We start from the raw sequence: 20134 nt of genomic DNA on the forward strand, positions 1-20134 counted from the left end.
GGTATCCGGAAGCTGTAAAGTGTAAGATCTTTCTCCTGTGCCGCTGCAGCAGTTTGAAAAAATGGTTCTTGCATTTATAATGAAATCCTGCTATTATAACTGCATATACATAGAGGCAGAGATGGGAAGAAGCTGTGGATTGATTTTCAGAGAGCCGCCGGCCGGTGAGAGGCGGTAATGAAGAAACAGCAGGTCACCCCGGAGCCGGCAGTAAGCCCGTGGCGCACGTTATACGCAAATGAGAGATCATTTATGATTATTTAGGTGGTACCGCGGAAGCACTCTTTCGTCCTATAGGGATGAAGGAGATTTTTTATTTTAGGAGTGAAAAACATGGCAGACTTTGAAGATCTTGGAAAATATGATCCCGCCGCAATTGAACAGAAATGGTACAAGTTCTGGGAAGACAATGGTGTATTCCATGATGAACCAGATCCGGAGAAAGAACCGTACAGCATCGTTCTTCCGCCGCCGAACGTAACCGGCCAGCTGCATATGGGCCATGCCCTGGATAATACCCTTCAGGATATCCTGATCCGTTACAAGAGAATGCAGGGATATAATGTGCTCTGGCTTCCGGGCAAGGATCATGCCGGTATTGCTACTCAGGTCAAGGTAGAAAAACAGATTGCAGAAGAAGGACTTAACAAGTACGATCTGGGCCGCGAAAAATTCCTGGACCGTGTATGGCAGTGGAAAGAAAAATACGGCAATCGTATCGGCTTGCAGATCCGTCGTCTCGGTTCTTCCTGCGACTGGAAACGGGAACGTTTCACCATGGATGATGTATGTGCCCGTGCTGTTCGTGAAGTATTTGTTTCCCTTTATGAAAAAGGACTGATTTATCAGGGCTTCCGCATTACCAACTGGTGTCCTCGCTGCCAGACCGCCCTCTCTGATATCGAAGTTGAACACGAAGATGAAGTAGGGCATCTCTGGTATTTCAATTATCCAATCGTTGGCGAGGATGGATATGTCCAGATTGCTACCACCCGTCCGGAAACCATCCCTGGTGATACAGCGGTAGCCGTAAACCCAAATGATGAACGGTATGTAAAGCTTGTAGGCAAGATGGTGAAGCTTCCGACCACGAACCGTGAAATTCCGATTATTGCCGATGATTATGTAGATATGGCCTATGGTACGGGCTGCGTAAAAATCACTCCGGCTCATGATCCCAACGACTTTGAAGTGGGCCAGCGTCATAACCTGGACACCATTGTCATCATGAATAAAGATGGCACAATGAATGAAAAAGCCGGGAAATACAATGGCATGGACCGTTATGAATGCAGAAAGGCTATTATCGAAGATTTTAAAAATGCCGGACTTCTTGTAAAGATTGAAGAAACGAAACATGCGGTAGGCCACTGCTCCCGCTGCAAGACTGTCGTTGAACCGATGACTACAAAGCAGTGGTTTGTCAAGATGAAACCACTTGCCGGCCCGGCTATGGAAGCCGTTACTTCCGGAAAAACAAAATTCGTTCCGGAAAGATTCTCTCGCACTTATATCCAATGGCTGGAAAATATCCATGACTGGTGTATTTCCCGACAGCTCTGGTGGGGCCATCGTATTCCTGTCTGGTATTGTGACGACTGTGGTGAGACCAGCGCTTCCCGTACGGATTTAACGGTCTGCCCGAAATGCGGGTCTTCTCATATCCATCAGGATCCCGATGTTCTTGATACCTGGTTCTCCTCTGCCCTCTGGCCATTTTCCACTATGGGCTGGCCTGACAAAACTCCGGTATTGAACCAGTGGTATCCGACCTCTACTATGGTCACCGGATATGATATCATTTTCTTCTGGGTTGCCCGCATGATGTTCATGTCCATGGAATTCATGCATGAAATTCCTTTCAAGTATGTTTTCATTCATGGTCTTGTCCGCGATTCCCAGGGCCGTAAGATGAGTAAATCTCTCGGAAACGGTATCGATCCTCTGGAAGTCATTGATAAATACGGCGCTGACGCGCTCCGTTTCACCCTGGTTACCGGCAATACTCCGGGCAATGATATGCGTTTCTACTATGAAAAGGTAGAGGGCAATAGAAATTTTGCCAATAAACTCTGGAATGCGACCAAGTTCACTCTTATGAACCTTGACGATTATGACAAGGAATTCGTACCATCCAAAGACCAGTTTACCCTGGCAGATAAATGGATCCTTGATCGTTTGGCTGCTACGGAAGATTACGTCAGCACCAACCTGGATAAATATGAACTGGGCGAAGCAGCAGATTCCATTTATAACTTTGCCTGGAACTATTTCTGCGACTGGTATATCGAAACTTCCAAACCTCGTCTCTATGGCGAACATAATACCGACCGCAAGGTCAACCAGTATGTTCTCGTTTATACCCTGACCCGTATGCTTGCCCTGCTTCATCCGTTTATGCCATTCATTACCGAACATCTCTGGCAGCACCTGCCCCATGAAGGAAAGATTCTTGCCCGTGCTTCCTGGCCGACTGCCGATGAAAAACTTCGGTTCCCGGAAGAAGCAGAACAGTTTGAAAGAATCATGGACTCCATCAAGGCTGTCCGTAATATGCGGGCAGAAGCCAATGTGGCTCCGAACAAGATGTGCCATATCCAGCTTTCTATCCTGAGAGACGATCTGAAAGACTGCGTCACTTCCCATGAAGATTACTTTGAAAAACTGGGTCATGTGGAAAAAATCACTCTCCTCTCAGCAGGAGCACCAAAACCGGAAAACGCTCTGACTACAGTCGTTACCGGCATGGAAGTCTATCTGGAGTTGAAAGGTCTCATTGATACGGCCAAAGAAAAGGAACGTATCGAAAAAAGCAAAGCAGCCCTGGAAAAAGAAATCGCCAGGACTTCCGGAAAACTGAATAACAAAGGATTCCTTGCCAAAGCACCGGCAGCAGTAGTTGAAAAAGAAAAAGCAAAACTGGCTGAATTTGAAGAAAAGATGAAATCTCTCAATGAACGCCTTTCATTCCTGAATCAGCTGTAATTTACCTGTGAAAATCAGAAAGATGACTCCCTCGCCATGCCGTCATGGCAGGGAGGACTTCTTATGTAAAGGAGAAATTATGAATTATGAAGAATCCGTAGCCTGGCTGGAACAGGCTGCATCCTTCGGTATCAAACCGGGACTTGAACGAATTCAGGCCATGCTTGAAAAGCTGGATCATCCCGAACTGGCCTACAAAGTGATTCACGTAACCGGCACAAATGGCAAGGGCAGCGTAGTAGCCATGATTACCAGCGTTCTTGAAAATGCAACTCTCAAGATTGGCCGTTACGTTTCCCCGCATCTGATCAACTATACAGAACGCATCTATGTGGGAGGGCATGATATTTCCCGCGAAGATTTTGCAGAAGCTGCTTCCGTAGTCCGCGAAGCGGCTGAAAAAGTAGTGGCAGAAGGTATAGAAGCACCTACTGAATTTGAACTTCTTACGGCTATGGCATTCTGGTATTTCAAAGAGCAGAAGGTGGATTATGCAGTCATGGAAGTGGGTATGGGTGGACTTTATGATTCTACCAATGTCATTCTTCCTGTAGTTTCCGTTATCACAAACGTGGCTATGGATCATATGAAATATCTGGGAAATACACTGCAGGAAATCGCACACCAGAAAGCAGGAATCATCAAGGAAGGTATTCCGGTAGTTACCGCTGCCCAGCATGTGGCTCTAAAGCAGTTGAAGAAAGAAGCCCATGAAAAGAAGTCCCGCATCTATTTCTACGGCAGGGATTTTGAAATCTCTGCCCGCCAGAAATGGCAGACCGGTCAGGTCATGACCCTGAAACGCAAAGATATGCCAAAAGAACTGGAAGACAGCCTTCTTTATGTACCATTCGTAGGTGCTCATCAGGCGGTCAATGCGGCAGTTGCCACTATGGCTCTGTCCATCATCATGAAACAGGATCAGAGAATCAATGAAAACGATCTTCGCGAAGGCCTTGCCCGGACAAGCTGGCAGGGACGGTTTGAAATCCATACCATCCATGATGTGACGTATGTCCTTGACGGAGCTCATAATCCGGCCGGCGCAGAAGCCCTTCAGGAAGCACTGCAGGAACAGTATCCGAAAAACCGCAGGGTTCTCGTATTTACTTCTCTGGCAGACAAAGATACGGAAACAGTCATCCAGATGCTTGTCCGTAAGGGAGATATCGTATTTGCCTGCGAAGCTCCGACACCGCGTACAAGGAAACCGGAAGAAATCGGAGAAATGATTGAAGCTCAGCATATCAAGGCTGAATTCCATGAAGAGTCTTCTGTCAGAGAAGCATTGGAAAAGGCAACTGCTGCAGCCGAAAAGGAAGATATCGTTCTGGTTTGCGGCTCTCTTTACATTCTTGGCGATGCGATCCGGTTCATTGAAGAGAAGGAACTGGATGCCAGACAGCAGGAAATTGAAAATCAGAAGACTGAAGAAGTAAAAGAAGATAAATAAAAGGATATCGAAAAACAGGACCTCAATAAGTCCTGTTTTTTTAATGCCATTTTTTCTTATGAGATGTTTTCATTAAAATATGACATATAGTTCTAACTTGCCTTTTCAATGTAGAAACACCATGCTATAATGAAGAAAACAGGTCATAGAGAAACTTTGTATTCAAAAACATTATGATTCAAAAACAGTTTCCGGCATTTGCGCAGGGAGGTTTACTATGATTACGGAACATGAAATTTTTCTCACTGATCCATCAGAAAAAGCGAAAATCATCGAATTTCTGAAAGAATTTGATTTGACTTTTACCGGTAATATTGATTACACCATGGGGCTTTTTGATGACGGACAGCTGATTGGTACGGGATCGCTTGGCGGCCGTGTCATGAGAGATATCGCCATCCGTAAAGATTATCAGAAAAAAGGCCTGACCCGACGAATCATCCGCAACCTGCAGGGAGAATCCAATCGCCGCGGAATTACGGGAAACCAGATTTTCACAAAGCCAAAGAATGTGCCGGTCTTTGAACATATGGGGTTTAAATGCGTGGCAGTTGCCGAACCCTATGCAGCTCTTCTGGAACGGGGTACGGATACGCTGGAAGATTATCTTTCCAGGGTTCGTTCCATCCTGGGTACCGGGGAAGGTAAAAACCGGGGAGCCATTGTTATGAACTGCAACCCATTCACCCTGGGGCATAGAAGTCTTGTAGAATACGCACACAACAACTGTGATGAAGTCATTATTTTTGCTGTTCAGGAAGATCGTTCCATTTTTCCATTCTCCGACCGATTCTCCCTCATTAAACAGGGTGTCCGGGATATGAAAGGAGTAGAAGTCATCAGCGGTGGTGATTTCATTATTTCTAATGCAACATTCCCGACGTATTTCATCAAAGGTACTGATGAACTGGCAGCCCAGACAAAACTGGACGCTACTGTCTTTGCAACCCGGATTGCTCCCGCCCTCAATATTACCGTACGTTTCGTAGGGGAGGAACCAACAGATAAGACTACTTTGGCTTACAATAATGCCATGAGGGAAGTATTTGCCGAAAATGGTATCGAGCTGAAGGAAATTCCAAGAGAGCAAAAAGGAAATCAGATTGTTTCCGCATCCTCTGTTCGTAAAGCTTTGGCAGAAGATGACTGGGAAACGGTATATCGTATGGTCCCGAAGACGACTCTGATTTATCTCAAGAGTGATGAAGGACAGGCAGTCATCCGTAAAATTAAGATGACCGAAGCTTTCAAGGAAATGGAAGCTAAAATGAAAGCAGAGAAAGCTGTACAGAAATAAAAATAGGTGAAAATAAAAAGAGACAGGCATCTATCGATCCTGTCTCTTTTTGATGGCTCCAGTTATTTCAGGCCAAGTTCGTCTTTATGGGCAGTCATCCCATCTATGCATGCCTGCATCACAATTCCCTGATCAAGTCCAAGCATAGCAAAGCCTTTTTTGATGATATCTCTGTTGCAGCCTGCGGCAAAGCGCTTATCTTTGAATTTCTTCTTCAATCCTTTAAGCTCCATGCCGGTAATGCCTTCCGGACGCATCAGAGCATAGGCCATGACCACGCCGGTCAGTTCATCTACGGTGAAAAGGCTCTTTTCGATTTCCGTAGCAGGCTCTACTTCATTTGTGCAGATTTCCCAGCCGTGTGAAATAATGATTTTAATATCCTCTTCATCCACACCTTCCGGTGCGAGAAATTCGCGGACATGATGGCAGTGTTCATTGGGAAACTTTTCATAATCCACATCATGAAGATAGCCAATTGCTTCCCAATAGTCTTTGTCCTGACCAAAGTAGTCAGCCATAGCGCCCATGGCTGCACTGACTGCAATGGCGTGGGTAAATAAATGGTCTTCCGTTGTGAATTTTGGCAAAATTTCTTTTGCTCTTGCAAGTGTAAGCTGGCTCATACAATCCCTCCTTATTGATGATTGTTTTTAGAATAGGACATAATAATTTTCTTGTCAATATGATGCTGGCAGGAAAATCTTATTTCATCAGGGCCCTTTGGAAGTACCCGTTCAATTTCATTTCTGTTTCATGATAAAATAAAAAGAGAAAATCATTTCATGAAGATAACCTGATAAGAAGGAGGGATATCATGAACCCAATGGAAAAATTCATACAAATGCTTAAGGAACATAACCGTATCGTTTTCTTTGGCGGAGCCGGGGTGTCTACGGAATCAAATATTCCGGATTTTCGGGGGAAGAACGGGTTGTACAGGCAGAAGAATAACCTGCCCTGGACGCCGGAGGAAATGCTTTCCCATCATTTTTATGAAGAACATCCGGAAGAGTTTTTTATAAATTTTAAAGCCATGAATGAAGGCATGATGCAGGCAAGGCCGAACCGGGCCCACTATGCTCTTGCGAAACTGGAAGAAATGGGGAAACTCTCAGGCGTGGTGACCCAGAATATTGATGGTCTTCACCAGAAAGCGGGCAGCAGGAATGTAATGGAGCTTCATGGCTCTATTCTGAGAAATACCTGTAGAACCTGCGGAAGGTCCTATGATTTTTCCACTTTCATGAGTCTCTGTACGCCTGTACCTCATTGTCCTCACTGTGGAGGAATCATTAAACCGGATGTGGTGCTTTATGAAGAATCCCTGGATACAAATACCATTGAAGATGCCCTTTTCGAAATAGAACATGCGGATATGCTTATTATTGGCGGCACAAGCCTCGTAGTATATCCGGCGGCAGGATTCATCAGTTATTTTGGCGGGGATGCCCTTGTCATGATCAATCAGGACCCAACGCCCCGGGATAAAGACTGCAGCCTTGTTTTCCATGACAGCGTGGGGAAGGTGCTGGGAGATGCGGTAGAAGCTCTTGAATGAATTTCAGGAGAACTGATGGTTATCCTTTATAATTCAATATTGACAGTTTCAGCATAACTCATCTATAATAATGAATAAGCATTGCAGGTCTGTGGCTGAAAGTCGATGGTAGTCGCAGCCAAAGCGATCCACGTAACGCAGAAAAAATTCTGCTGAGCATGGTGCGGTTTAGAAGTAAGTCCTGCCGGTAAAACCGAGAGGGTGAGTAGTGAGAGGAAGACACCGGGTAGCGAAATCTCCAGCAGGCGAGTGTGGGGTCAAAAGCCAGGTCAGCTGCCGTGCTTACCATATCAGGCGATGAACAAAAGAAGTACCAGGAGTGATTCTTCAGAGAGGACATGGATGGTGAAAATGTCCGTTGGCCTTCCGGGAAATGCCTTTGTGAGCTGAAAAGGGGAAATGTAAGTATCCTTTTCCGTTAGTTTGCGATAAAAACATGGAGCGGCTTATGCCGACAGAGTGGATAACGGGCCACCGTCTCTGTGAGGCGGCGGCTTTTTCTATGGTATTTACCGGTTCCTGTTTATCATGATTCTGGCTGTAAATCCAGATGGTTTACATAATCACTCTTCATTGGGGGAATAGAAATGGAAGAAATTAAAGTTTACAACACACTGACAAAAGAAAAAGAAGTATTTAAACCGGTGACACCGGGTGAGGCAAAGATTTATGTCTGCGGTGTAACGCCTTACAATCATCCGCATATCGGGAATGCCCGTCCGGCCGTGACCTGGGACGTGATCCGCCGGTATCTTGAATACATCGGTTATAAAGTGACATTTGTACAGAACTTTACCGATGTGGATGACAAGATCATTAACAAAGCCAATGCGGAAGGCTCTGACTGGAAGACGATTTCAGACCGCTATATTGATGCTTATTTCAAAGTCATGGATGCACTTCATGTACGCCGGGCCAACGTGTATCCCCGTGTTTCCGATCATATGAAGGATATTATCCATATGGTGGAAACCCTGATTGAAAAGGGGCATGCCTATGTGCTGGGCGGTGACGTATACTACGATATTTCCACTTTTGAACATTATGGACAGCTGTCCGGCAGAAAAATAGAAGATATGCTGGCAGGTGCCCGCATTGAAGTCAACGATGAAAAGAAAAATCCCGGAGACTTTGCCCTCTGGAAAGCGGCAAAACCGGGTGAACCGTTTTGGGAAAGCCCCTGGGGCAAGGGCCGTCCAGGCTGGCATATCGAATGCTCTGCCATGTCCATTCATTATCTGGGTAAGACTTTTGATTTCCATGGCGGCGGTTCCGACCTGATTTTCCCGCATCATGAAAATGAAATTGCTCAGTCTGAAGGCTGCACCGGCTGCCATTTTGTGGATTACTGGCTCCATAATGGTTTTATTACCATTAATTCTGAAAAGATGAGCAAATCCCTGAATAACTTCTTCCTGGCAAAAGATGTGCTTGAAAAATATTCCGGTGATGCGCTCCGTTATTTCCTCCTTTCCACACATTACAGAAGTCCGCTTGACTTCTCCGATGACCGGCTGGAAGAGGCAGAAAAGAATATGGATAAGCTGAAAGATGTCATTGCCAGAGTCAAAGAACTTTCTGCTAAAGAAGGAAATGAAGTTACAGAAGCATCCGAGGCTCTTGTCAAAGCAGCAGAAGAAGATATGAAAGTCTTCCACGAGGCTATGGATGATGATTTCAATACAGGCCTTGCAACGGGTGCCATGTTTGATCTGGCAAAAGCTGTTAATGTTTATTACAATGATGTTCATAACGGCGCAGGTTTCGATAAATCTTCCTTTGAAAAGGCGGGAAAAGCATTCAAGACCATCCTTGATATCCTCGGCATTCTTGAGAAGGAATGGAAGAAACGGGATGCTTACGATGATAAAGACTACAATGACCTGATGAGTGTGATTCTCGAAGTCCGGCAGTCTGCAAGAAAAGCAAAACAGTATAAACTGGCTGATGAGATTCGTGATAAACTGGGTGAAATCGGTATCATCATTGAAGATACGCCAACAGGAGCAAGGTGGAAAAAGCGTGGAGTTTAAAAGAGTTCTCTTTCTGAAAAAGCAGATGGCTCATAAAATCGGGAAAGACTCTCCTGTACTCAGCGAACAGGAAGTCTTTGCCATGGATGCCCTGACGCTGGCTTATATGGGAGACGTGTGCTGGTCTTTCTTTATCAGGAAAGTACTTATTGATACGGGTATCTATAATGTGCAGATATTAAACAGTCTTGCTTCTGAAATGGTTTCAGCCCGCTGGCAGAGCAGGATTCTCTTCGAAATTATGGAACTTCTGAACGACCGGGAGCTGAAGGTCTGCAAAAGGGCAAGAAATACGAATTCCCATGTGCCTAAAAGCGCAACTGTCGAAGAATACAGGGAATCGACTGCCTTCGAGGCCCTTTTTGGTTATCTGAAACTTTCGGGAAATGAAGAACGACTGGATTTCCTGATGGAAAGAAGCCTGAAATATCTGGCAGGAGAAATGAGTCATGAGAATGGATAAAGAGAGGCCATCCGGGAAAATCCGGCAGGGAAGGGAAAGGCGGGGGGAAAGACCTGAGAGGATGCAGCGCCCGATTTCCCGCGAAAGTAAACAGGCCCAGCCTTTATGGATTTGCGGCCGCAATAGTGTTACTGAATTCCTGAAAAACGGAGCCATTCAGAAATTGTTCGTGAAATCCGGCAGGAAAGACGAACGTCTTATTTCCATCATCAGTCTGGCAGAAAAATCTCATGTCCCTGTGGTGGAAGTAGGGGAGGAAAAACTGGATCAGTTGTCAGGAGGTGTCATTCATCAGGGAATCGGGGCTCTTCTGAAACCTTATGAATTTGCTGACCTGGATAAGGTTTTATCCGAATGGGAAGGAAAGTCACCTATTCTTGTACTTCTTGATGGGCTGGAAGATGTCCGCAATCTGGGAGCCATTGTCCGCACGGCCGAATGTGCAGGGGCAGCGGCAGTTCTTCTTCCAAAACACAAAAGTCCTCCGGTGACGGCAGCTGCCATGAAAACCGCTGCAGGCGCTTTTGCTTACCTTCCTGTCTGTCAGACCGGTAATATAAGGCAGACTCTGGAATATCTCAAATCGAAAGGGTTCTGGGTGGTTGGAGCTGATATGGACGGGGAAAGCCTTTATTTTGATGCCAATCTGAAAGGACCGGTCGTCATTGTCATGGGAGCCGAAGGAAAGGGTGTCGGCCAGCTTACACGCAAGATGTGTGATTTCTGTGTACGCATTCCTATGAGCGGAAAAGTTTCTTCCCTGAATGTCTCTGTGGCAGCAGCCCTTCTCATTTATGAAGCAGTAAGACAAAGGAGCTCCTTATGAGAGATTTATATCTGGTTGATGGATATAATGTCATATTCTGGATGCCTGATGTCTTTGACCGGGATGATTTGGAATCAAGCCGCAAGAAACTCATTGACCTGATGCAGGATTACGGTGCCCATAACAATATTGAGGTCATCGTTGTTTTTGATGGACAGGGACAGTCCGTCAAAGCTAGAAAAGAAATCATAACAAAATCATTCTCTATCGTGTTTACACCAAGCCGTATGACGGCTGACAGCTATATCGAAAAAGAATCTTATATCAGGAGAGATGAATACCGCCATATTTTCGTAGTAACTTCTGATGGTGCAGAGCAGAGTCAGGTCCTTGGGAATGGAGCTTATCGTGTAGCGGTGGGCGATCTTTTCAGGGCCATGAATGAGGATAAAAAGGTGCAGAATACATTCATCAGCCACAATAACAGGGCCAATCTGCGCAGTGAAATTGGAATGGCGATACCTGTTTCCGTGCAGGAAAAGCTTAATAAAATGAGAAGAGGGAAATAAGGAAACCGCAGAATTCCTTCCGGGTTTCAGGGAAATTAAAATTTTCTGTTGACTGAATCCACGGAGTAGTATAAAATAAAGCTTAATTACTGGCTCGATTGAATCGTGGCAGCCGTACGATACAGTTTCATACGGCTTTAGAGGAGGATTTGCAGTGAAGTACGTTTTGATTGGATTAACACTGATTGTTTCCCTGTTCCTGATCGTTGTTGTTGTTGCCCAGGAATCGAAACAGGCAGGTATGGGAACCGCTATCGGGGGCGGTACGGAAAATGGAAATAATGGTCAGACTCGCGGCAAGGATGCGGTTCTCTCCAAGTTCACCATGGTATCCGGCGTCATTTTTGCTGTACTTTGTCTTGTACTGGGAAGATACATGAATACTTTCTGATCTGACAGAATGAGGCTTGCGGAATGCAGGCCTTTTTTAATTTATACTTGCACCATGTTTTTATTTCATGTACAGTTAAAGAAGAAAAATATATTTATCGTTATCGTTCTGAATATAATGTTTGATTGAAATAGAGGAGCAGTAAATGGAGAAGAAGGAACTTTTACCCTATAAACCGGGAGTGATTCTGCAGGGAACTTATAAATCCTATGGATCCCGGTTTGGTTTCCTTTTGACTGATGAGGATCATGAGGATGTATATATTGCAGATAAGGATCATCTGAACGCAGTTAATAATGATATTGTAGAAGTGAAGACAATTGCCGGAGAAACCGGCAGGCATAATACGGAAGGACGGATTCTCCGGGTCATCGAAAGAGCCAATGATTCTTTCGTATGCACCTACGAAATGGTGGAAGGCGGAGGAGAAGCCGTGCCGATTGATGAAAAAGTGAATATGGTCATTGAGATTCCTGAAGGACAGGAAATGGGAGCCACCACCGGGGCCCGGGTCATGGTAGAAATTACCCGCTGGCCGGGGGAATGGACGGATGCGGAAGGCCGTGTAACAGAAATCATCGGCTATAAAGGAGATAAAGGAATCGATATCGATATCATCATCGCACAGCACCGGCTGCGCCATCAGTTTTCTGATGAGCTGATGAAAGAAGCTGACAGCCTGCCCCGCGAAATTGTGCCTGAGGATGGTGTAAAAGATTTTCGTGATGTTCCCATTGTGACTATTGATGGTCCTGATTCCAAAGATCTGGATGATGCGGTTTATTGCAGAAAGAAAGAAAATGGTCATTTTGAACTGGGGGTTCATATTGCAGATGTTTCCAGATATGTGAAAAAAAGAACCCTTCTTGATGAGGAAGCCTATGCGAGGGGGACCAGTGTTTATCTGGCAGACCGGGTTATCCCCATGCTCCCTTTCCAGCTTTCCAATGATCTCTGCAGCCTCAATCATGATGAGGACCGGTATGCCATGTCCTGCATCATGGATGTGTCTCCGGACGGGGAAGTAAAGACGGAACTTATTACGCCTTCCCTGGTACGTGTTGCGAGACGGTGTAATTATCCTGAAATCAATAAAGCATTCAGGGAAGGCGTGGCGCCGGATGATTTGAAAGCACATCTCCCCATGCTTCTGGATTTAAGGGAGTGTGCGGATGCTTTGAGGCAGAACAGGACTCGCCGGGGAGCACTTGATTTTGACTTTCCTGAATATAAAATCGTCCTTGATGAAGAGGGCACGCCTCTTCGTATTGTGAAGATTATTCGCGGTGATTCAGAAAAAATGATTGAGGATGCCATGATTGCTGCCAATGAAGCGGTGGCACGGTACCTGGAGAGCACCGGCCACACCTCGGTCTATCGTGTCCATGATCATCCGGATCCGGAAAAACTGGCATCCCTGAAACGGCTCTCTGCCATTATGGGTCTCCCCATCCATATACCGGAAGATCCGGAGCCTAAAGATATCCAGAAACTTCTGGAATCTGCAAAAGGGAAGGACTTTGAAGCGGTCATTCAGGTCATGACTCTCCGGTCATTACCGCAGGCCTGCTATAGTACAGATAATAGTGGTCATTTTGGTATTGCAAGTACATGCTATACCCATTTTACTTCCCCAATCCGACGTTACCCGGATCTGATGGTACATCGCCTGATCAGGCAGGCTCTCCATGATGAGATGTCAAAGGCAGAACGCAAAAGGCAGACGGAATTCCTGCTTCGGGCTGTCGAGCATTGTTCTGAAACTGAACAGAATGCAACTGAAACAGAACGAGATGTGGATGATCTCAAAATGACGGAATATATGGTTCCTTTTGTAGGAGAACCTTTCGATGCCAGAATTACCGGCGTGACACGGTTCGGTATCTTTGTGGGTCTGGATAATGGAGTAGAAGGACTTGTTCATATAGATTCCATGGATGATGATGAATATATTTATCAGGAAGATACCATGACCATGAAAGGCCGCTTTTCCGGCACTACCTATGCCATGGGCATGCCGGTCCGGGTCACTCTGGTCAAGGCGGATAAGGAAAGAAGAGAAGTAGATTTCATTCTTGGTGAGATTCATTCTCCATTGAATCTGGAGAAAAAGACCCACTCTTCCTCCAAATCTCATTCGAAAAAGAAAAATAAAAAAGGAAAGACTAAGCAGAAGGGAAGGAAATAATCCCTGAGTCTAGGAGGCTTCATGGTTAAAGAAAAATCGGTGCCCCCGGTATCGGTAAACCGGCAGGCCCGCCATAATTATTTCATACACGATACTTACGAATGCGGAATCGCCCTGACAGGTACGGAAGTTAAATCCATCCGTGCAGGCAAAGTGAACCTTCGGGACAGTTTCGCCAGAATTGAAAAAGGAGAAGCATACCTCTGGAATGCCCATATTAGTCCTTACGAGCAGGGAAATATTTTCAATCATGATCCCCTGCGTACAAGGAAACTTCTTCTCCATAAGAAAGAAATCATAAAGATAGAGAGCCAGTTGAAAACGAAAGGCTATACGCTGGTTCCGCTTAAAATGTATTTCCATCATGGAAAAGTCAAACTTGAAATCGGCCTTGCCACCGGCAAGAAGCTCTATGATAAGCGGCAGGATATGGCAGAAAAAGCAGCAAAACGGGATTTGGACAGGCGAATCAAGGAACAGAGGCTGGATTAAAAGAAAGGGCGGGGGAACCGGCCTTTTTTTTAATTCTTTTGTCCTTTATACTCTTTCTAATTGCTGGTATAATAATAAAAATATATAAGTTATAACAAGGAGCTGGAAATGGATAAAGCAAAGAAACCTTTTCACAAGGATAATAGGAAACCGTTTCATAAAAATAGAAATTCAGGAACAGAATTCTTTAAAAAACGAAAATTGGAACCGGGTGTTGAATTTGTTGACAAGATACTCGGAGTAGGAATAGTTCGCAAGGTAACCGAAGAGGGAATTACCGTTGCCTTTGGGGATTTGGAAAAAGTAATTCCTCGCAAAAAGCAGGATTCGCATCATAAACGGGAAGCAGAAGCTTCCGGCAACAGGAAACCGATTGAGAAAAGAGTATTTACTTTTGATGTACAGCCCGAAGATGTATCTGTTAAAACCGACCAATCCATTAAAGCCGGCCGTCGGGAAGCTTCATTAGGTCTCGAAGTAGTTGACGAAATACTGGGCAAGGGGATAGTCAGCCGTATTACGGAAAGGGGAGTTTATGTAACATATGAGAAAACTGGCGAAAATGTTATGTATCCTCTGGGCTTGCCCTCTAAACTTTTGAAAAGCGCGTTCCCTGATAAAAAGAAAGTAAGAAAGGAGACTATTCCCAAAGGGAAAAGTCGTCTGTACAAGGTCCCTGAACAGGTTAAACCTGAGGAAAAAGCAAAGGTAATCCCTCATAAAGCTAAAGAAACCCATCGGGGAAATACCCATTATATTGATCTTGGCATTGGAACTATGGTGATTTCCCCGCTTTATGGAGAGGGAGTCATTACAGAAATTGCTGATGGTCATATGAAAGTAGCATTTAAGAACATCAGCAAAGATTATACATATCCTCTGGCCTTCGCAGATGGAGAAATTGAAGTTGTGGAAAAAGAGTGACTCCTTTTTCAAACTTACAAAAACAAATCAAAAACAGCTGCTATTTAGCAGCTGTTTTTGATTTGCCTTAAATCGGTCAGTGGTAGTATTATTTTTCCTCCAGTTTGATATAACTTTCATCTCTCTTGAAATTTCTGGTCATATCCATTTGGAATTTCGGCGGCTGGCCATCTGCGGTAATTTGAACCTCCCGGATGTTTGGGAATTCGGTTAATGTATCGACGACCGCTGCGATGAAAAGTGATTCAGCCGTTGCGCCTTTGATCAAATTCAGGCTTTTATTAAAGTTCGCGTAGGCCGTTTCATCTTTTATAGAGATACTTTTTAGTGTGAGATCTGTCGGGAACACCGGATATTTTGAATGACGATCAGCTCGGAGCATTTCTTCCAGCGCATTCCTGGCAGTTTTGTCAGCTGCTTTTACTTTCATCTCAACAGGCACGATTTTGAGACCATCTTCGGATGCCTTGTAGAATTTCATTGTTGAACTTTTTTCTGCAGGTATTTGAGCCTGTGCTGATATGGCAGAAGAAGAACCTGGAGCTTGAGGGGGAGTCTGCCTTGAACAGCCGGAAAAAGATAATGCCGTTAACAGGGACGCAGATACAATTCCTATGAGGAGAGATTTACTTTTCATAAGATTAACTCCTTATTTAAGAGCGGAAAAATAATTGACCAGCCCGTTGAAAAGGCTTTGGGCGATGCTCTTTGGAGCCCATTTTGAGGTCAGCATCTTTACTCTGTGATCATTGGTAATAAAACCCATTTCCATGAGAACCGATGGCATAGCGGTATGTTCGTTGACGTAAAAATAATTGGATTTTACGCCTCTGTCAGGAATGGCAAGTGAAGTCAAAGTAGCCTGATGCATCATCTGCGCCAAAAGAAGATCTTTGGAACTTTTAGCTGTGTAATAGGCAGTAGTGCCATCAACAGAACCATTAGCAAATGAATCAATATGAATGGATATGAAAACATCCGCATGAGCCTCGTTGGCTACATCACAACGTGCCTGCAGTTCTGGCGTGGCAGCCGCCCATGGGCCATATACATCCTTATCAGCGGAGCGGGTCATGACTACCTTTGCACCGGCAGACTTCAGCATATCACGAAGAGGAAGCGCTATGGAGAGGGTAATATCTTTTTCGTAAACATCCTTACCTTTCACATGGCCTATGGCACCGACATCAGTACCACCATGTCCGGGATCCAGACATATGATTTTACCCTTTAATGCGCTTTTAGCATCGCCTGACACGTTATACTTCTGTGATGAAGCAGAGGTGCCGGTAATGCCCGATGATTTCTTCGTCTGAGAAGGAGAAGCAGCGGGAGTTGTATTTTTTTTGTATGTCTGTTTTGCGCCGATTACCGGTATATCGATGACCAGGCGATGGGGTTTATTAAGTTTGGCATCAGGACGAAGGGCAAATACCCGGATATCATCAATTTTCTGCGCTTTTGACAGGGCTACGTCCAGATATGTATCACCATCTTTTTCCGATACAGTAGCAAAGTCAATTGCCCTGGGATCCATATCATACTGAGAAGCAATATGTCCCATTGAAGTTTTTTTCAATATGACTTCGAAATTTTTTCCTTCATTGTCGATAGCAGCTTCTGCATGGATGGCTTTTGAAAGGTCCATGGCGATACGGACGAATGGTGGATTTCCATCATTTCTGGAAGTCCAGCGGAAAGCAGTGATTTCTGCATTCTGTGCCATAGACGGGAATGTGCATGCTGCCAGTAAAAAGAAAACAAAAGTAAATAAAAGCTTTGATATATGTTTCATAACGTTCCTTTCCATTTATAAAATACGAATTTGTAAAAATCAGATGTCCGATAAGCAAGTGTACATAATATCGATTGCAAAAATATTTGATGTCAGCATATAATACTATATTATATCACTTTATGTTTTATACTTTAATGCTAGTAAATCAAATATTTGAACTTTTTCCGATATCCGATCCGATATCCGATATATTATTTTAATATGGGTTTTTATGGCGAAAGAAACAAAATAGTAGTAAAATAAAATATATTGTCAAAATGAGGTATTGTATCTTCGGATTAAAGGAGTTAGCTTGTTGAAAATATTAAACGGTTTTCGGAACACGGCGGTAATCATCGCCGCTGCATTTGCAATTACAGGTTCATTGGTGTTACTTCCCGGATGCGGCGGACAGCAGGAGAAGAAGGATGCGCCTGCTGCTGCACCAACATCTTCGTCTCAGCCACAGGCTGCTCTTAAACCGGGGGCAGCCGTGGTACATCGTGATAGTAGTGTTAAATATTCCGTTCCAGAAGGCGTATCAGTCCTTATGTATCATATGATTGGCAATGAAGCCGGTAATGCAGCAATTATGACCGAAGCCAATTTAAGGATTCAGATGAATTATCTCCGGGATCATGGTTACCATCCCATTACCATGCAGGAACTTTATGATTATGTAACCAAAGGGGCAGCTCTGCCGGAAAAACCAGTCTGCATTACATTTGATGACGGTTATCTCGACAGCTATACGATTGTTTATCCTATGATGAAGGAATATGGCTTTCCATGGACTCTTTTCGTCATCACGGATGATGTGGGGCAGCCATATAATCGTATGACCTGGCAGCAGCTTAAAGAAATGGCAGACAGTCATACCGTGACTATTTCCAACCATACCCTTTCCCATCCCAAACTTCATAACCTTGCCACAGCAAAAGAAAAAGAAAATGAAATCGTTGGAGCCAATCAGGCTTTGAAATATCATCTGGGGATCGATAATGCCTGGCTTGCTTATCCTTATGGGGATTATGATGATGAAATCATCAAGATCTGTAAAAAAGCGGGCATTAAAATGGCAGTGACTACCGATTCCGGACGTGTTCATGCCGGAAGTTACCCCTATGATCTGAAAAGAGTATATATCGGCAACGATATATCCATTGCTCGTTTTTCTGAACGACTGAACAAAGATAACTATACTCCTGTCTGATATTTCCTGCTTCCATCTCAGGAAGCGGATGCTTTTGCACTCTAATCTGTCGTCTTACATTAGGAGCAGGAATGAAACGTATTTTTCATAACTTTATTTTTCGCTTTGTCATTATGACGCTTATTTTCTTTATTGTCACTTCACCGGTTGTCGTCCTTTTCGGGCCCTTTGGCAATCTGAAGCGTGCTGTAGTTGGAGCTATTATGAGGTCCCGTCATCCTCAGTACATCACATGGCTGTACACGCAGGATGAACTGAATCAGATTCTTGGGGTAGTCAAGACAACTGATACACAGAAAGTCTTTTCTTTCAAGCCCAGGACTGATTCTACACTGAGACTGAAGAAAATCGAGACGTCTCGTTTTGTTGGATATCTTCTGGAAATACCGAATCCTACCCGTGTGAAGGTAGCGACAGCAGAGGATATTAATGAGAAAGGTGACACTACAAGCAATATAGCAAAAAAGAACAATGCGGTAGCAGCCATTAATGGCGGCGGTTTTTATGATCCGAATGGTACCGGCACAGGGCGTCTGCCATATGGTTTTATTCTTCACGAAGGTAAATACCTTCTGGGCCAGCAGGTAGATGATAAGGAAAAAGTCGATTTCGTTGGAATGACCAGAAGCGGCAATTTGATTGCAGGAAATTATAATAAGAAACAGCTTCGTGATCTGGGAGCCGTTGAGGGACTGACCTTTGGACCGCCTCTCATTATTAACGGTAAGAAAGTAATCAAGAGCGGGGACGGAGGCTGGGGGATTTCGCCACGTTCAGCCATTGGCCAGAAGAAAGATGGAACCATGCTTTTCCTTGTGATTGATGGACGGCAGCCCGGATACAGTATCGGTGCAACCCTGGTCGATTCCCAGAATATCCTTTATGAAAATGGTGCTTATATAGCGGCCAATCTGGATGGCGGATCCTCGACTACCCTGTACTACAATGGAAAAGTTGTCAATAAACCGGCCGATCTTCTTGGTGAACGTATGATACCGACCGCGTTTATTGTGAAATAAGGAGGACAGAGTGAATAAAAAATTCGTTGAATTTGCAGTCTGCTTTGTCCTTGGGCTTGGCGTACAGGCCGGGGCTTATCTTTACATGGATCAGGTGCTGTTTGCGCCTCTGTCCAGCGGCGATTATGATATGAGCGACGTGAAAGACAAGGTGGCAGAAGCAGCGGAGAAGGCAGGGAAAAAGATTTTTGCCGGAGTAACCACTAAAGGAAAAGCTTATTATTCCTATGACTACAAATACATGGCCGATGTCACTGCTGAATCAGTCACTATTTACAAGGCGGATTCTCTAAACAGCCCGCAGAAGATTGACCTGAAAAAACAGGGTGTTTCCTTTTTCGAATGGATGCCTGACCGTAATTTGGCTCTTATGGCCCTTTATCCGATTCACTGGAAAGGCGGCCGCTGGGATGTTACCCTGGCCAGGTATAATCCTGAAGGGACCACCCATGAATCGGATGCACCTATACGCGACCTTCCCAGAAACGCAAAAATCGTGGATGTTGCTTATTCCACGGCTACCAATGCAGTCTATATGAAGATGGAAGTGGGGAAGGGGCTGTATCGTATTTACAGGACCGATGCGAATTATGATACACGCCGCATTTATGTACAGACTTCACATATTGGAAAGATTGCCGTGTATTATGATAAAGATCGTCTGTTTTATGATGACAGCCAGAAGGGCATTATATATACTTTCAATGGAGATGACAGCTCCTGGCGTATTATTTCTCCTCCCGGCGCATTCCGTCTGGTAGGTCTTGGTGATGATAAAACAATTTATGCTGCAAAAATCAATTCTAAAGGAGAAGCCACTGCCTACTATACCGGTATGCTGGGAGTGGGGTTTAAAGAAGTTAAGGCTTTGGATACGCCGGTCGAATTTAATTCCATTACTACCCATATGATTAAAGAAGCTGCGCTGCATTCCAATAAATAAAATCCGTGAACATGAATCCGTCATGCTCACGGATTTTATTTTACTGCCTTCAGGCGAAAG

The 20134-nt window shown here is 44.6% G+C and carries 18 protein-coding genes and 1 other annotated feature; of the genes, 15 read left to right on the forward strand and 3 right to left on the reverse strand.

All coding sequences use genetic code 11. The annotated features are described in order from the left end of the window. The first annotated feature begins 109 nt into the window (after positions 1-109). Positions 110-297, forward strand: a binding site (T-box leader). Between the two features lie 36 nt (positions 298-333). The 3 genes from QZN42_RS00260 to citC all read left to right on the forward strand — a co-directional run bounded on the left by QZN42_RS00260 (position 334) and on the right by citC (position 5735). Continuing rightward, entirely contained in the window at positions 334-2985 is a 2652-nt protein-coding gene (locus QZN42_RS00260; RefSeq protein ID WP_296953510.1) for a valine--tRNA ligase, read from the forward strand. 79 nt (positions 2986-3064) lie between these two features. Next, positions 3065-4438 carry a folylpolyglutamate synthase/dihydrofolate synthase family protein gene (locus QZN42_RS00265; RefSeq protein WP_296953512.1) on the forward strand — a complete coding sequence of 458 codons (1374 nt, stop codon included), beginning with the start codon at positions 3065-3067 and terminating at the stop codon, positions 4436-4438. A gap of 217 nt (positions 4439-4655) precedes the next feature. Beyond that, on the forward strand, positions 4656-5735 hold the full coding sequence (gene citC / locus QZN42_RS00270; protein ID WP_296953514.1) for a [citrate (pro-3S)-lyase] ligase: 1080 nt from the start codon (positions 4656-4658) through the stop codon (positions 5733-5735). Positions 5736-5797: 62 nt separating this feature from the next. Here the strand turns inward: citC and QZN42_RS00275 are convergent, their stop codons facing one another. Beyond that, positions 5798-6361: an HDIG domain-containing metalloprotein gene (locus tag QZN42_RS00275; protein ID WP_296953516.1), complete on the reverse strand. Its 564-nt coding sequence runs from the start codon at positions 6359-6361 to the stop codon at positions 5798-5800. 191 nt (positions 6362-6552) lie between these two features. On the opposite strand from QZN42_RS00275, the gene QZN42_RS00280 reads away from it, so the two are divergent. From QZN42_RS00280 to QZN42_RS00320, 9 genes are all read left to right on the forward strand, one after another. Beyond that, complete coding sequence (locus tag QZN42_RS00280; protein WP_296953518.1) at positions 6553-7296, forward strand: NAD-dependent protein deacylase; 744 nt, start codon at positions 6553-6555, stop codon at positions 7294-7296. Between the two features lie 587 nt (positions 7297-7883). Then, a complete protein-coding gene (gene cysS, locus QZN42_RS00285) occupies positions 7884-9329 on the forward strand; it encodes a cysteine--tRNA ligase (protein ID WP_296953520.1) in 1446 nt (481 codons plus the stop codon). Then, positions 9319-9792 carry a Mini-ribonuclease 3 gene (locus QZN42_RS00290; RefSeq protein WP_296953522.1) on the forward strand — a complete coding sequence of 158 codons (474 nt, stop codon included), beginning with the start codon at positions 9319-9321 and terminating at the stop codon, positions 9790-9792. The genes cysS and QZN42_RS00290 overlap by 11 nt, the downstream gene beginning before the upstream one ends. Then, positions 9785-10618: a 23S rRNA (guanosine(2251)-2'-O)-methyltransferase RlmB gene (gene rlmB, locus QZN42_RS00295; RefSeq protein ID WP_296953757.1), complete on the forward strand. Its 834-nt coding sequence runs from the start codon at positions 9785-9787 to the stop codon at positions 10616-10618. Before QZN42_RS00290 ends, rlmB begins: the two co-directional genes overlap by 8 nt. Continuing rightward, positions 10615-11127 (forward strand): NYN domain-containing protein, encoded by a 513-nt coding sequence (locus QZN42_RS00300; RefSeq protein WP_296953523.1) that lies wholly within the window; start codon positions 10615-10617, stop codon positions 11125-11127. The genes rlmB and QZN42_RS00300 overlap by 4 nt, the downstream gene beginning before the upstream one ends. Positions 11128-11281: 154 nt before the next feature. Further along, positions 11282-11518: a preprotein translocase subunit SecG gene (gene secG / locus QZN42_RS00305; RefSeq protein ID WP_296953525.1), complete on the forward strand. Its 237-nt coding sequence runs from the start codon at positions 11282-11284 to the stop codon at positions 11516-11518. Between the two features lie 145 nt (positions 11519-11663). Continuing rightward, the gene (gene rnr / locus QZN42_RS00310; protein WP_296953527.1) at positions 11664-13706 is read left to right on the forward strand and encodes a ribonuclease R; all 2043 of its coding nucleotides are present in this window, start codon (positions 11664-11666) and stop codon (positions 13704-13706) included. Between the two features lie 21 nt (positions 13707-13727). Then, positions 13728-14198, forward strand: a complete 471-nt coding sequence (gene smpB, locus QZN42_RS00315; RefSeq protein WP_296953529.1) for an SsrA-binding protein SmpB — start codon at positions 13728-13730, stop codon at positions 14196-14198. Positions 14199-14306: 108 nt separating this feature from the next. Then, on the forward strand, positions 14307-15122 hold the full coding sequence (locus QZN42_RS00320; protein WP_296953533.1) for a hypothetical protein: 816 nt from the start codon (positions 14307-14309) through the stop codon (positions 15120-15122). A gap of 88 nt (positions 15123-15210) precedes the next feature. Here QZN42_RS00320 and QZN42_RS00325 read toward each other — a convergent pair whose 3' ends face one another. After that, a complete protein-coding gene (locus tag QZN42_RS00325) occupies positions 15211-15759 on the reverse strand; it encodes a GerMN domain-containing protein (protein WP_296953534.1) in 549 nt (182 codons plus the stop codon). Positions 15760-15771: 12 nt separating this feature from the next. Beyond that, entirely contained in the window at positions 15772-16917 is a 1146-nt protein-coding gene (locus QZN42_RS00330; RefSeq protein WP_296953536.1) for an N-acetylmuramoyl-L-alanine amidase, read from the reverse strand. Between the two features lie 298 nt (positions 16918-17215). Between QZN42_RS00330 and QZN42_RS00335 the strand changes: the two genes are divergently transcribed. The 3 genes from QZN42_RS00335 to QZN42_RS00345 all read left to right on the forward strand — a co-directional run bounded on the left by QZN42_RS00335 (position 17216) and on the right by QZN42_RS00345 (position 20074). Beyond that, on the forward strand, positions 17216-18112 hold the full coding sequence (locus tag QZN42_RS00335; RefSeq protein WP_296953538.1) for a polysaccharide deacetylase family protein: 897 nt from the start codon (positions 17216-17218) through the stop codon (positions 18110-18112). A 71-nt stretch (positions 18113-18183) separates the two neighbouring features. Then, complete coding sequence (locus QZN42_RS00340) at positions 18184-19131, forward strand: phosphodiester glycosidase family protein (protein WP_296953540.1); 948 nt, start codon at positions 18184-18186, stop codon at positions 19129-19131. Between the two features lie 10 nt (positions 19132-19141). Beyond that, complete coding sequence (locus tag QZN42_RS00345) at positions 19142-20074, forward strand: hypothetical protein (protein WP_296953541.1); 933 nt, start codon at positions 19142-19144, stop codon at positions 20072-20074. Positions 20075-20134: the final 60 nt, after the last annotated feature.

The sequence above is a fragment of the uncultured Dialister sp. genome, assembly GCA_900314595.1.
GTDB lineage: Bacteria > Bacillota > Negativicutes > Veillonellales > Dialisteraceae > Dialister.

Bases quoted from the DNA above. Each gene is read 5' to 3' on its own strand.
- smpB (WP_296953529.1), top strand. From the start codon at position 13,728: ATGGTTAAAGAAAAATCGGTGCCCCCGGTATCGGTAAACCGGCAGGCC.
- QZN42_RS00320 (WP_296953533.1), top strand. From the start codon at position 14,307: ATGGATAAAGCAAAGAAACCTTTTCACAAGGATAATAGGAAACCGTTT.
- QZN42_RS00260 (WP_296953510.1), top strand. From the start codon at position 334: ATGGCAGACTTTGAAGATCTTGGAAAATATGATCCCGCCGCAATTGAA.
- QZN42_RS00300 (WP_296953523.1), top strand. From the start codon at position 10,615: ATGAGAGATTTATATCTGGTTGATGGATATAATGTCATATTCTGGATG.
- QZN42_RS00325 (WP_296953534.1), bottom strand. From the start codon at position 15,759: ATGAAAAGTAAATCTCTCCTCATAGGAATTGTATCTGCGTCCCTGTTA.
- QZN42_RS00330 (WP_296953536.1), bottom strand. From the start codon at position 16,917: ATGAAACATATATCAAAGCTTTTATTTACTTTTGTTTTCTTTTTACTG.
- QZN42_RS00280 (WP_296953518.1), top strand. From the start codon at position 6,553: ATGAACCCAATGGAAAAATTCATACAAATGCTTAAGGAACATAACCGT.
- QZN42_RS00340 (WP_296953540.1), top strand. From the start codon at position 18,184: ATGAAACGTATTTTTCATAACTTTATTTTTCGCTTTGTCATTATGACG.
- rnr (WP_296953527.1), top strand. From the start codon at position 11,664: ATGGAGAAGAAGGAACTTTTACCCTATAAACCGGGAGTGATTCTGCAG.
- QZN42_RS00265 (WP_296953512.1), top strand. From the start codon at position 3,065: ATGAATTATGAAGAATCCGTAGCCTGGCTGGAACAGGCTGCATCCTTC.
- cysS (WP_296953520.1), top strand. From the start codon at position 7,884: ATGGAAGAAATTAAAGTTTACAACACACTGACAAAAGAAAAAGAAGTA.
- rlmB (WP_296953757.1), top strand. From the start codon at position 9,785: ATGGATAAAGAGAGGCCATCCGGGAAAATCCGGCAGGGAAGGGAAAGG.
- citC (WP_296953514.1), top strand. From the start codon at position 4,656: ATGATTACGGAACATGAAATTTTTCTCACTGATCCATCAGAAAAAGCG.
- QZN42_RS00275 (WP_296953516.1), bottom strand. From the start codon at position 6,361: ATGAGCCAGCTTACACTTGCAAGAGCAAAAGAAATTTTGCCAAAATTC.